11 protein-coding genes and 1 tRNA gene are annotated in these 12886 nt (G+C 37.0%); 2 read left to right on the top strand and 10 right to left on the bottom strand.

From position 1 onward, the window contains the following. Nucleotides 1–34: 34 nt before the first annotated feature. The 7 genes from J1899_RS10355 to J1899_RS10325 all read right to left on the bottom strand — a co-directional run bounded on the left by J1899_RS10355 (nt 35) and on the right by J1899_RS10325 (nt 9673). Entirely contained in the window at nt 35–1747 is a 1713-nt protein-coding gene (locus J1899_RS10355) for a methyl-accepting chemotaxis protein (protein WP_214478571.1), read from the bottom strand. 384 nt (nt 1748–2131) lie between these two features. Further along, a complete protein-coding gene (locus tag J1899_RS10350; RefSeq protein WP_214478570.1) occupies nt 2132–3157 on the bottom strand; it encodes a VanW family protein in 1026 nt (341 codons plus the stop codon). 100 nt (nt 3158–3257) lie between these two features. Next, complete coding sequence (locus J1899_RS10345; RefSeq protein ID WP_214478569.1) at nt 3258–3869, bottom strand: class I SAM-dependent methyltransferase; 612 nt, start codon at nt 3867–3869, stop codon at nt 3258–3260. Between the two features lie 63 nt (nt 3870–3932). Further along, nucleotides 3933–5960 (bottom strand): lipoteichoic acid synthase, encoded by a 2028-nt coding sequence (ltaS, locus tag J1899_RS10340; RefSeq protein WP_214478568.1) that lies wholly within the window; start codon nt 5958–5960, stop codon nt 3933–3935. A gap of 530 nt (nt 5961–6490) precedes the next feature. Beyond that, nucleotides 6491–8014, bottom strand: a complete 1524-nt coding sequence (locus J1899_RS10335; RefSeq protein WP_214478567.1) for a DHA2 family efflux MFS transporter permease subunit — start codon at nt 8012–8014, stop codon at nt 6491–6493. A 237-nt stretch (nt 8015–8251) separates the two neighbouring features. Continuing rightward, nucleotides 8252–9343 (bottom strand): nitric oxide synthase oxygenase, encoded by a 1092-nt coding sequence (locus tag J1899_RS10330; protein WP_214478566.1) that lies wholly within the window; start codon nt 9341–9343, stop codon nt 8252–8254. Nucleotides 9344–9576: 233 nt separating this feature from the next. Then, nucleotides 9577–9673: transfer RNA gene (locus J1899_RS10325), tRNA-Sec, on the bottom strand. Nucleotides 9674–9909: 236 nt separating this feature from the next. Here J1899_RS10325 and J1899_RS10320 point away from each other — a divergent pair. Beyond that, nucleotides 9910–10335, top strand: coding sequence for a DUF2621 domain-containing protein (locus tag J1899_RS10320; protein ID WP_066446246.1), 426 nt, complete (start codon nt 9910–9912; stop codon nt 10333–10335). A 104-nt stretch (nt 10336–10439) separates the two neighbouring features. Here the strand turns inward: J1899_RS10320 and J1899_RS10315 are convergent, their stop codons facing one another. The 3 genes from J1899_RS10315 to J1899_RS10305 form a co-directional block, all read right to left on the bottom strand. Beyond that, nucleotides 10440–10922 (bottom strand): CcdC family protein, encoded by a 483-nt coding sequence (locus J1899_RS10315; protein WP_214478565.1) that lies wholly within the window; start codon nt 10920–10922, stop codon nt 10440–10442. A 147-nt stretch (nt 10923–11069) separates the two neighbouring features. Continuing rightward, nucleotides 11070–11429: a response regulator gene (locus J1899_RS10310; protein ID WP_066446250.1), complete on the bottom strand. Its 360-nt coding sequence runs from the start codon at nt 11427–11429 to the stop codon at nt 11070–11072. Nucleotides 11430–11627: 198 nt separating this feature from the next. Further along, nucleotides 11628–12335, bottom strand: coding sequence for a cytochrome c biogenesis CcdA family protein (locus tag J1899_RS10305; protein ID WP_066446253.1), 708 nt, complete (start codon nt 12333–12335; stop codon nt 11628–11630). 380 nt (nt 12336–12715) lie between these two features. Between J1899_RS10305 and J1899_RS10300 the strand changes: the two genes are divergently transcribed. After that, complete coding sequence (locus J1899_RS10300) at nt 12716–12877, top strand: aspartyl-phosphate phosphatase Spo0E family protein (RefSeq protein ID WP_066451629.1); 162 nt, start codon at nt 12716–12718, stop codon at nt 12875–12877. Nucleotides 12878–12886 lie beyond the last annotated feature (9 nt).

The raw sequence follows: 12886 nt of genomic DNA, 5'->3' as shown, positions 1-12886 counted from the left end.
TCCAGCTTCTATATTATTGTTTAAACAAAAGCAGTTATAGTTTAAAACGTGAAACAACGGTCTGCAGATCTTCAGACAATTTCGCTAATGACTCTGCTGAAGTTGCAACTTCTTCCATTGTTGCCAGCTGTTCTTCAGTTGCTGCGGACGTTTCTTGAGCAGAAGAAACATTGCGTTCAGATATATCTTTGATTGTAATGATTTGCTCGTTAATCTTATCACTAATTTCCGATAACGTTTCAATTGATATATTGACTTCTGCCACTCTTTCAATGACATCTCCAATGGACGTAAATATTTCCAAAAAGGCAGCATTGGCATTCTCTGTATCTGTCAGCCCTTCATGAACTTGGGCATTTCCTTCTTCCATCGCAATAACAGCCTGCTCTGTTTCTCCTTGAATGAGATCTACCATCTGCTGAATCTGATCTGCAGATTTCTTTGATTCTTCAGCCAGCTTTCTTACTTCATCTGCAACAACAGCAAAACCTTTGCCATGTTCACCAGCTCTTGCTGCCTCAATTGCTGCATTTAACGCTAATAAGTTCGTTTGATCGGCAATGGACGTAATCATTCCAACGAAATTGCTGATTTCTTCAGAACGAGTTTTTAGGGCCGTTATATATTGAGTAGCATTTCCAACAGATGTGTTGATATCCTTCATTTGCTGTACCACGTTTTTTACAGCATCTGTACCTTTATCCGTCAATTCAGTTGCTTTCTCTGTCGCAGATAACATCTTTTCACTGCTTTGTGATATTTCTTTTATACCTGATGACATTTCACCAACAGATAGGGAAATTTCTTGAAATTGATTCAGCTGAAGTTCTGTTTCTGCTACATTTGACTGCGAAATGTGCGCAACCTGCTCCGAAGCAAGTGTGCTTTGTTCTGAGCTTGCTGCCATTTCTTCACTGCTGGCAGCTACTTGACTGGAAGTATCCCTAACTTGTCCAACTAGCAATCTTAGTTCATGTACCATTTTATTTAAAGATGTAATAAAGCTTCCAATTTCATCGCGGTTTTTAACCTTTATTTTCCCTTGGCTTAAGTCTCCCTCAGCAACCAAATCAATCGTTTTTGCGGCAAGTTTTATCGGTTTAGATATGGATGCGCCAATGAAATAAGCAACAATAACACCAAGAATAATTGCACCAATACTGCTAAAAAGCACAATCATCTGTATTGTACTGACAGCTGCAGCAGTTTCCTCCGTCTGTTCAGATAGCAGATTCTCTTCAACTTTTACCAAGCTGTCTGCTGTAGTGATAAATTCTTCTCCAGCTTCCTTTGCAGAAGTTTCTGCCAATTCCATATAAGCAGCTTCATTTTGCTGAATTTTTAATGTGATTTGCTCTTCAGCAATCTCGTAAAATTGTGTATGCAGTCTATCGATTTCTTCAACCAGCTGCTGTGATTCCTGATGGTGAGCACTCTCTTTTAAAACGTCTATGTAATGAATTAGTCTCTTGCGGGCACTTTCAAAGTCTTCCAGGTAAGAAGAATCCCCTGTGAGCAAATAGCCATTAATACCATTCGCCTGATTATATAAGTCTATTTTTAAATCTTTTACAGTCAGTGCAACCGGCACTCGATTATCAATAATTTCTTCGTACTGTTTATTTACATGTTCAAGCTCATAATTGGATAATCCCGCTACAATACCAAATAGCAGAAATACGATGAAAAATCCTAACAGCAGCTTCTTCGCTACAGTCATTTTCATTTTCTTTCCTTTTTTCATCATCCTCTTCCTCTCGTGTCGAATAGTAGGTGTAAATAGGATATTATACTTATAAGTTACCATAGAATAGGGCTAAACGTCAGCTACTTTTAGCCTATTTCATAGAATGGCTAAAATGTTTGTCTTGAAAAAGGAAATAGTTAATGAAGAAGAGCCTAACAGGGTTAAAGCTGTAAAAAATAATTGCTGTTTTCTCTGCATGGGGTGTAAACCTATTTTTATGTAAAAAAAATGCCGCCAAACTCTTAGAGTTCAGCGGCCACTATGCAGACCAAAGATCTATTAGGGAGGAGATCTTACAATGTTATTGTATGCATGATCCTTTTACTGGCTTGGACAAACATCCCTAGGTAGAATCATCATTTCTTTATTTTTTTAACATTGGACTTACACTTGTTTTTTCAGGATGCTTTCATATTGTTTTGCTGTACGGATTTCTACTGTTAATTGCCCTTCCGCCATGACAGTATGAATTAGAAAAGGGGCACCTGCTGTATTTTGAAAGCGGAAATCAAGACCTCCATAAGAAACAGTTGCATCTCTTCCGACTGGCACATATCCAACCGTAACTGAATGATTATGCTTTTCAACATATTCAACAGCCAATTGATCAACTGCATTAAATAAGGTTGAAGAAGTTTGGCAGATCCCTCCGCCAATACCCATAACAAGTTTGCCATTTACAGCTTCTTCAGCCGGCTGATAACCATGTGCTTCGTCACTTGGACCTACTGTTGAATTGAATGAAAAAATATCATCCTTACCGACAATAACCTGGTGAATTGCTTCTGTTGAGAGTTCAATATTTTTTGTTCTTCCTGCCACATTAGGATTAAAATGTGTTGTATAGGAAGCAATGACAACCTCATTTAATTTGCTGGCGTCTTCCTCAGCATAGCCGCTTGCTGTCGTATATAAAGGAAGCTCTACCTCACCGCCTTTTTCTGAGGCAGCTAATATCCGTTCGACAAGTTCTTCTTCTTCAAGAATAACTCTTGGTGTTCCTTTAATGATTTGCCCATTAGCACCTATTTTATCAGGATATATGCGCTGATCATAACCACTCTTTTCATCAGTGCCTCGAGCCAGCTCTTTCGCCCACTTTTTTAATTCTTTTACATAGGCTTCCTGATTATCACTATAGCCTAATTCTTCAGGATCTATTACTCTAATTTCTTTTTCTGTATTTGGATCAATGATTGAAATATGAAGAGGTTTTTCAGCCTCCGTTTCTAACTCCTCCTTTTGCTCTGCTTTTGGCTGTGCGGCACGTTCTAAATCTTCAATTTTTTCCTCAAGCTGAACAATTTCCTTTTTTAATTCCTCTTCCCTGGTTTCCTGTCCTGAACACCCGCTGAGAATGACTAATCCGAGAACTGCAAATAAGCTGTAAAAACTCCATTTTTGCTTCATGTTTCCCCCTGCATACATGTAAAATTTAGATTCATTTATATGTATGGGCCGAAAAGGAAAGATATGTAAGAGTTTATAAAGATTTTTTCATTCTAAAAAGTTAAAGAACCAGTTTATAAACTAGGAACCGTTCATATTGATTTTTCTTAAACAAGGCAGATAAATCTATTTCCTGCTTTAGCTCAAAACATGGATGTTTTTCTAGAAAATCCACATAATCACTGTCGATATAATAAAAAATCAATTCGATATCTCGCCAGCTTTCTTCTGCTGAAAGTAAGATATTATTGACCACCTTTATAAAGATCTGCACAGTAAAAGGATTAAAAAAGTAAAAACGATTTTGAGAAGGAAGGATTTTGTAATCCTCTGCTAATGTACATTCAAAGTGTATTTTACCACTCGATTTAGCTTTCTTCATTTTGTAGCTATCGGCATTCAAAAGTGCCTGCTGATAAAATTGTTTATTCATTTCAATTCCTGTCGCTGCATTTTGAAAATGGAAATGAGTATAAAAATTTAATCTGCCCTTCCCACAGCCATAATCAACTAAATGATCAGAAGGAGAAAGCTGATAATGCTTAAACAATTCATCTAGAGCACGATAAGGCGTCGGCTCATAGCGGTGATAATGAAATGAAGAAATAACACTAAGCTGCTGATCTGATGTTGAAATATTTAGTTTTGCTTCATACTGTTCTTCCTTTAACATATTTGTATTCACCTATCTTTATCATATGGAAAAGGCTGCCCATTATGTAGGGCAGCCTTTTGCTTATTCTGTATCTTCTTCAGTACTTGATTCTTCTTGATCTGTGGATGTTTCATTTGTCTGCTCTTCATTATCATTAGAAGGCTCGGAGTCATCCTCAGGAGCAGTATAGTTATATTGAGAACGGTCAATTGCTTCGAAGCCCTCTGGTTCATAAAAACGAAGGAGGTCTCCGTTAACGACCTTGTCAGATAACGCAAGCTTATTCTCAACAACTGCCTGCATTTCTTCAGCTTCTTTTAGGCGAGCTTCATCTTCAATCAATTCACCTGTTTTGGAATCATAGTATTTACCTGAAATCGACGTAATGGTTGAGCTGACAAAATCACCATTTCTGAATGGTATGACATCGTCATGTCCCTCTGACAATAAGTCTGTTCCAAATTGCAGATAATCTTTTGTATCGACACCAAGTAAATGCATCAGTGTAGGCATCAAGTCAATCTGACCGCCATACTCGTGATTTATTCCGCCTTCCATTCCTGGAACACGAATGAATAACGGCACACGCTGCAGGCCAGTTTGTTCAAATGCGCCAACTTCATGACCTAACACTTCTTCCATTGCCTTTGTATGGTTGCTAGAGATTCCATAGTGGTCGCCATACATAACGATCACAGAGTTCTCATACAGCCCTGATTCTTTAAGATAATTGAAAAACTCTTCTAAAGCTTCATCCGCATAACGAGCTGTACGGAAGTAATTATCCACTGACTTATCTCCAGTGGTGTGAGGAGCAATGGTTGCTTTATCCTCAGCTAATGGATATGGATAATGGTGTGAAACAGTAATAAATTTTGTATAGAAAGGCTGTGGCAATGATTCAAGCAGCTGTTCAGACTGCTCAAAAAACGGCTTGTCCATAAGTCCATAATCAGCCATATCTTCTTCATTCAGGTCATAGTAGCTGCTGTCAAAAAAGTGATTATATCCAAAAGATTTATAAATCTCATTACGGTTCCAGAATGTGCCAGAATTACCGTGGAATACAGCAGATGTGTATCCTTTCTGACCTAAGATCCCTGGAGCTGATTGATAAGTGTTCATGCCTTTTGTTGTAAATGCAGATCCTTGCGGAAGTCCGTATAAAGAGTTCTCAAGGATAAATTCTGCATCAGCTGTTTTTCCTTGTGCTGTCTGATGAAAGAAGTTATCAAAGTAAAGAGTATTTTTATCCTCAGTTAATGAATTTAAAAATGGTGTTACTTCTTCACCATGCAGTTCATAATTCATAAGGAACGTCTGAATAGATTCAAGGTGAATATAAATGACATTCTTGCCTTCAGCAATGCCAAAGTACTCTGGATTAGGTTCTGCATAATTCGATGACGTAAAGTTTACAACTTCTGTCGTATCGTTGCTGTCGGCCATTACACGCTGTGCCGAAGCTTTTGTGCTTTGAACTGCATCGTAAATTGTATAGTTGTACATACCTAAATACTTAACTATATAGTTACGGTCAAATCCTCTTGTTAATAACTGCGGACGATCTGTTTCTGCTAAGCCAAGATTTGCACATGAAATCGCCAGTGCCAGTGAAAATACTGCTGCAGCTTTGCGGCGGCTCATATCCTTCATTTCAATCTTCGCAAATTTAAACACAAGCATTAATAATAAAAATGCAAAATCTGCAAAGAATAACAGGTCATATGGTCTAAGCAATGATAATACACTGCTGCTGACATCTCCAAAGTTTTGAGTCTGCGTTAAAGTCGGCAGTGTAATAAAGTCGTTGAAGAATCTGTAATAAACAGTATTCGCATAAAGTAAAAACGACATAAAGAAGTACAGCACCATTAAGGTTATATACTTTTTGCGCCCTTTAAAAAAAGAAGCAATCCCCAAGAACAAAATGGAAGATCCTAACGGGTTTAAAAATAACAAAATCTTTTGCAGTGTATTTTCTATACCAAGTTCAAATTGTGTTAATTGTACAAAATATGTTTTCATCCAAAGGAAGAACACAGCTAAAAAGAAAAAGCCAATATATTTGCTGAAAATACTTTGACCTTTACTTAACATGTTGTTCATTTCTTGCACCTACCTTCTAGCACACTATTATAGCATATTAGCATTCTATTTTATATATGATTAACTTCCCTAACCAATAAATGGTTATTTTATCCTGTGTCAAAACAATGACCACAGTTATATAACTATACTCCGATTTTTTATTAAGTCAAGTATCTCCAATTAGACAGAAATTTATCAATAATATTGCAATAACAGATGAACAATTTCCACACGCTTGATCGATACTTGTATTGTGCCCAAACTCTAGCTTAGACGATACAATGGATAAGGAACTGGAGATATTTAGTATAAAACAGCATTATTGGATTGTCCAATCATTTCCATTCGACAAAATCGGCGTCCTGAGATGCTGGTGGTTTCATCAGGCTGAGTTTGCTCTCATCACACACAAGGACGGTTTTCTGCTTTTGCAAGTCTGCTGGCTCACATATAAAAAACCCGAACAAATAGACAGATAATCAATAAATCGTCTAAACTGTTCGGGTTAAACATAGTCTGAATTACTTACTTTTCAACCTGATTTACTATCAGTTTTTAGCTAATTTTGGCGAAAACTTCTGCGGTTCTTCAGCTGGTTCTTCTGCCTGTTTAGAACGTTTAATGAAGAAAGCTAAAATGAAAGCCACTGCCGCAATTCCAGTCGCCACTAGGAATGCATCATTAATGCCTTCTAGTGTAGCTTGCATCGTAATTTGCTGCTGCAATTGAGCTGCTGCTTCAGCTGTCGGTTGAGCATCGCCGCTTTGCTGCATAGCATCCGCTGCAAGATCTTTTGCATAATTCTCACTTTGTGTTGTCATAATTGTGACAAGCAAAGCAGTCCCAATCGCACCTGAAACTTGGTTTAAGGTATTGTTCATCGCAGTACCATGCGGATAAAACTTCGTTGGCAGCTGATTAAGCCCGTTTGTTGAAACTGGCATCATCACCATTGACATCCCGAACATACGAACAGAGTTCATGATGACAAGCTGCGTGTACGTGATATCCATCGTTAAATTACTGAAGAAATATGTTGTTACTACGGTAATTGCTAATCCAATAATCGCTAATACACGACCGCCAAATTTATCGAATAAACGCCCAGTTATAGGTGACATTAACGCCATAACCAATGCACCTGGCAGCATCATTAAGCCTGCATCTAATGGCGTAATACCACGGATGGTTTGAACATAAATCGGTATTAATAGCATTCCTGAGAACATAGCCATATTCATTGTCATTGTTATAACAGAAGATAATGCAAACATCGGGAATTTAAAAACGCCAAAGTTCAGCATTGGAACAGTCTGTTTGTGCTGACGGATAATAAATGTAACGAGTGAAACCACTCCGACAGCCAGTGGAATAATAACATGCAGACTATCCCAGCCTTTACTTCCTGCAGAGCTGAATCCATATAAAATCCCGCCAAATCCTGCGCTCGATAGGATAACAGATACAATATCCAAACGAAGATGCACTTTTTCTTTCTTATCTTTTAATAAGAAGAAACCAATTAGCAATACAATCACTGCGATTGGGGTTACAAAGTGGAAAAGCATTCTCCAATCATAATTTTCAACAATCCAGCCAGATAGTGTTGGCCCAATTGCAGGTGCAGCCATTAAGATCAGACCGAAAATCCCCATAGCCGCTCCCCTTTTTTCAATTGGAAAGCTAACCAGCATTACATTCATTAATAACGGCATCATGATAGCCGAACCTGATGCCTGCAGCATTCTTCCTGAAAGCAAAATTGGGAATACATCGGCGATTCCGCATATTAAAGTACCAATTGTAAATAAACTCATGGCAACTAAGAATAATCTGCGCACTGAATATTTTTGAATTAAAAACGCAGTCATCGGAATTAATACTCCATTGACGAGCATAAAGCCAGTCGTTAGCCACTGTACAGTTGTTGGTCCAATTTCTAAATCTTTCATAATAGACGGCAAGGCGATATTTAGCAGTGTATTATTTAAAAAAGCAATAAATGCACCAATCATTAAAACTGCAATAATGCCGTACGGAGGCCGTGTGTTTGAATTGTGTTTTTCTTCCATTGTTTTCACCTCTTATTGTACTGTTGGTACATTAATTTGTACCTTTGTTCTACATCATAGGCAATATCATATAACACTCAATCACTTTATGCAATCAAAATTTCTTCGATTTCCTAAATTTATTTTTTCTGACTTTATAGAGATATTATTAACCATTTTCCCTGGAATTCTCCTTTTAATAGTGTGAAAAGCAAAAAACTCACCATTTTAAAAAAAGGTGAGTTTTTATTAGGTCTTTCATGAATGATTAGCATAAGGTGCCTTCTGATAGAAGTAATTTGGCTTCTTAATTTTATTATCATAGGAAGAATGAAAGATATGGGTAGAAGCCGGGGAAATTGGCGGTATAAGCCATGTCCAGTCTCCTGTAACCTCTCTTTTCTGATCGGCTTCTATTTCTTCAAACCGCTTAAATTGCTTAGCGGCCGTATGATGGTCCACAATGCTGACACCATTTTTCTTGTAAGAGTAGAGTACAGCTGCATTTAACTCGACTAGTGCTCGATCCTTCCATAGAGTTGCATTTGTTTTAGTATTCAATTCAAGCAACTCAGCAACTTGTGGCAGCACATTGTACCGTTCAATATCAGCTAAGTTTCTTGCACCAATTTCAGTGCCCATATACCAGCCGTTAAAAGGAGCTGCACTGTACTCAATGCCGCCAACCTCCAGCTTCATTTCAGAAATAATCGGTACTCCATACCATTTTAAGTTTAAATCTCGAAATTCCGGATACTCTGGATGCTCTATCTCTATTTCTTTAACAAGCTCAAGAGGGACTTCTCTCCATCTTGGCGTCTGATTATTGATTTGAACGACAATTGGCAGGACATCATACATACCATATTTAGGCTTCCAGCCAAGCTGAATACATTCCTTTGTAAATGCAGCGGAATGAGGATCGCCGGTTATACCTTTCTCTAAATCATATCCAGCATATCGAATCAGCTGATGATTCCATATGCGGAAAGCCTGGTTTTTCTCCTTTTGAGGAAAAATCGTAATGGTAGGACGAATTCTTCCCTCATTTGTTGCGTAAGTAATATGGTCTATGAGAGCAGCTAACATTTCCTCTTCATTTTCAATGTTTCTTTTATCAATGACCGTGAGCTGTTCCCAAAATAACCTGCCAATACAGCGATTGCTGTTTCGCCATGCCAGTTTTGCTCCATAAGTTAACTCTTCAGCAGTGTGTTTGTATGTACCTGTATGATCAATACTCTTTTCGATTTCCTGGTGACGAAGTTCAATTTCTTCTCTGCTTTTGCCAAGTTCCTGATAACAGAGGTGAATAAACTCTTTTGCCTCTGTTTTTAGTTCATTACTCAAGAGTGAACCTCCTTTTAATGATACTTCATATATATACTCATAGAATTTACTGATATTAAGAAATCTTGATGCATGGCAAAAATAAAAGGACAGCTAATGTCTCAATTTGAATCTCTCAAATAAAACGCTTTTTCAAACATAATCTGCGTTGCTATTCATAAATTCAATTTTCTACAAAAAAAACTGCTATAGTCAGCAGTTTACCTTATTTTATATAGTATTATTAGCTTTGCTGGCGGGACCGCCTGGGAATCGAACCCAGCTGACCGCTCACGGCGGTCACAGATGGTTTTGAAGACCACGGGGGACACCAGTACCCCATTCAGCCCCATTTCTAAAGTTGAGAATATGTAAGCTCTTAAATTATATTTCGTCGATATACTGTAACATGGTACTATGTTTTTCGTTATCTTTCAATAGTAAATACCTTGTTGTTTCTATTTAATTGTTACATTCTTATGAACACTCAAATGACTGAATATAATGAATGTGCTGGAATGGCTTCTTGTCTGATAGTAAAACAAGGTTTATAATAGGATCAGAATATTTCAGTGTAGGTGAATGCAATGCTTGAAGGCTGGTTTTTATGGTTTATTTTATTTTGGATTATCGTTTTACTCGGGTCATTTGCGATTGGCGGCTTTTTTATGTTCCGAAAATTTTTAAAGCGCTTGCCAAAAGAAGACGGCAAGTCCGATATGGATTGGGAAGAACATTTTGTAATGGAAACAAAGCATTTATGGAAACAAGATGAAAAAGAGCTGCTAGAGGATCTTGTCAGTCCCGTTCCAGAGTTATTTAGGGATGTAGCACGCCAGAAAATCGCTGGAAAAATAGGAGAGCTTGCTGTAAAAGAGAAAGCAAAAGTGATTAATCAGGATTTGGTTATCCGAGGATATATTTTAGCAACACCAAAAAGGGATCATAAATTTCTCCGCAAAAAACTGGATGAAAGCCGAATTAGTACAGTCCCTTATGAACATTTATTCTAATCAAATGTATAAACAAAAAATGCTCCGGCACATGCTGGAGCATTTTTTGTTTAATTTGGAAGAAGGACAATCTATTACCGGATGAGAATAAGCCGTTCTTCTTATCAGACCGCATTTTTCCCTAATAAAAGAGTGTTCTGCAGCTTCTTAAAATTGATATACATCGCAATACGCCAAGGTACAATCATAGCAAAAGCTAAAATCCAAAACATACCTCCAAGCTGACCAACATCAATTGATGCGCTTAAAATGGACTTTGCCGCAATTCGTATGACAAGTAATCCAATTAAAATGAATATAAATGCTTTAGAGCGGATTAAATATATATCGTTTTCCTTAATTTCAAATTTAGATGTTTTAATCAATAAGATTGAAAATAACATACCTACTAAGATGGCTTCCAGCATTTCAATTGGAGTAACACGGAAGACAGGAAATATAAACATCAGCGCACCAGTACTCATAAATAATGGCGGCAAAATAATTTTTCTAGCTGAAGCAGGTTTTTCAGCAGACTTCATTCGGATAAACATAGCAAAAATGGCCATGAGCACTGCACCTATAGAAGAAACAACTACCATGTTCATACAGAGACATCCTTTTTTCTATAATTTTGACTATCTTATTATATCTCATGTTAATAGAATGAGTCATCTATTATGAGAATTAATTACGAATTTAGAGTTGAAAATGAAAAAAACGGCACCTTCAAAAGATGCCGATTCAGTGTTCATTCAATTTAAAACTCTTTCTACCGCATCCAAAACGCGTGATTCGTCAAATGGCTTAACGATAAAATCTTTTGCGCCTGATTCAATTGCTTCCACGATCATTTTCTGCTGCCCCATTGCTGAGCACATAATGATTTTAGCTGCAGGAAATTCCTTCTTAATTTCTCTCATTGCTTCAAGACCGCTCATCTCAGGCATTGTGATGTCTAAGGTTACAAGATCCGGCTGCAGTTTACGGTAAAGATTGATTGCTTCTAATCCCGTTTCCGCTTCGCCTACAATTTCATGCTGCGCCTTTTTTAATATGTTTGAAAGCGTAAGTCTCATAAATTTCGCATCATCCACTATTAAAATCTTTGCCATTGGTGTTTCCCCCTCGATACGGCGACGGTAAGTTCAATTATATGTAAAATACAGCTGTCTACTTGAGAATTACATAATCCAATATACCTAATTTAATCAAAAATATCAATTCAAAGTAACCGACAATTTTTGCGGATAGATAAGCTGAATGTTCAATTTTACTATTGTCAGTGGTTTTTCACTCACTTTTAAGCCCTATTAAAACCCTTTAAATCCGCCTGTTAAAGCAGTGAAATAGGAAATAATCATTGTCATCCAATCAAAAAATAAAATGATCCCCATAACAATCATAATATATCCGCCGATTTTCATCAATTTCACATTATGTTTTTTAATCCATTGCAATTTGCCAATAAAAAACGACATAACAAAAAATGGAACAGCGAAACCTAATGTATATGCAATCATATAAAATATACCGGAACCAGGATTTGTTGCCGCTAACGCAATAACTGATACAAGGATTGGCCCCATGCATGGTGTCCAGCCAGCTGCGAAAGCAAGACCAATTAAGACAGAACCGAAATATCCCGCTGGTCTGTTCTTAAATTCAAAACGCCTTTCCTTCATTAAAATTTCTGGACTGATAATACCGACAATCATTAATCCAAACACAACAATAAATATTGCGCCAATCTGCCTGATCAGGTTATTATACTCTCTGAAAAACTCACCAATAAAAGTAGAACTAAATCCGAGTGCAATAAAAATGATAGAAAAACCAATTAAAAAGGCTATAGTATGAAAAAGGCTTCTCTTCTGCAGCATAGCATTATCATTTTTCAATTCCCCTACAGACATCCCGGTTATGTAGGACAAAAAAGCAGGATATAAGGGCAAACAGCACGGTGAAATAAAACTTAAAAAACCTGCACCCAATGCAAGAAATAAATTAATATCTGTCATCGTAACAACTCCCGATCATATAGTGATCATGTTCTATTCTAGCAAAAGCACCAAGAATAGTAAGGTTTAAATGTGAACAATTTATGTCATAACACCATTGCTCAAAAAAACACAGAATTTCAGCATGTAAGCTACCCGTAATTCTAACCCATTCTCTAAATAGATGTCCATATATTTCTATGTTTCAAGTATGTAACTAATGTTATTTTGTTTAGACATCCTAAAGTTTTACAAAAGTTTCTTTTGAATTAATTACCAACATTCGTTATACTAGATAGGAGCTAACAATTTTTGTGACAATTTCTTGAGTTTTACATGGGTGGTTTGTGATGTCTGTACTATTTGCTAAAGGTGAAATTGATATGAAGGGATTTCCAGCCGTGAATAAAAATGAATTGCTTGCATTAATCGAAAAAAAACGTTCAGAATTAATTCAAGTAGCCATGTCAAACGGGTTAAATTCTACGGATGCTATTAAATTTAGTCAAGAGCTGGATGCCTTATTAAATGAATACAATCGAACCTTTCTAAAAAAAGCGTAGAATGCAGGT

It is taken from the genome of Cytobacillus gottheilii (genome assembly GCF_018582665.1).
GTDB classification, from domain to species: domain Bacteria; phylum Bacillota; class Bacilli; order Bacillales; family Cytobacillaceae; genus Cytobacillus; species Cytobacillus gottheilii.
Note: the sequence above shows the minus strand (reverse complement) of the source record. Positions and strands in the feature narration are given on the sequence as shown.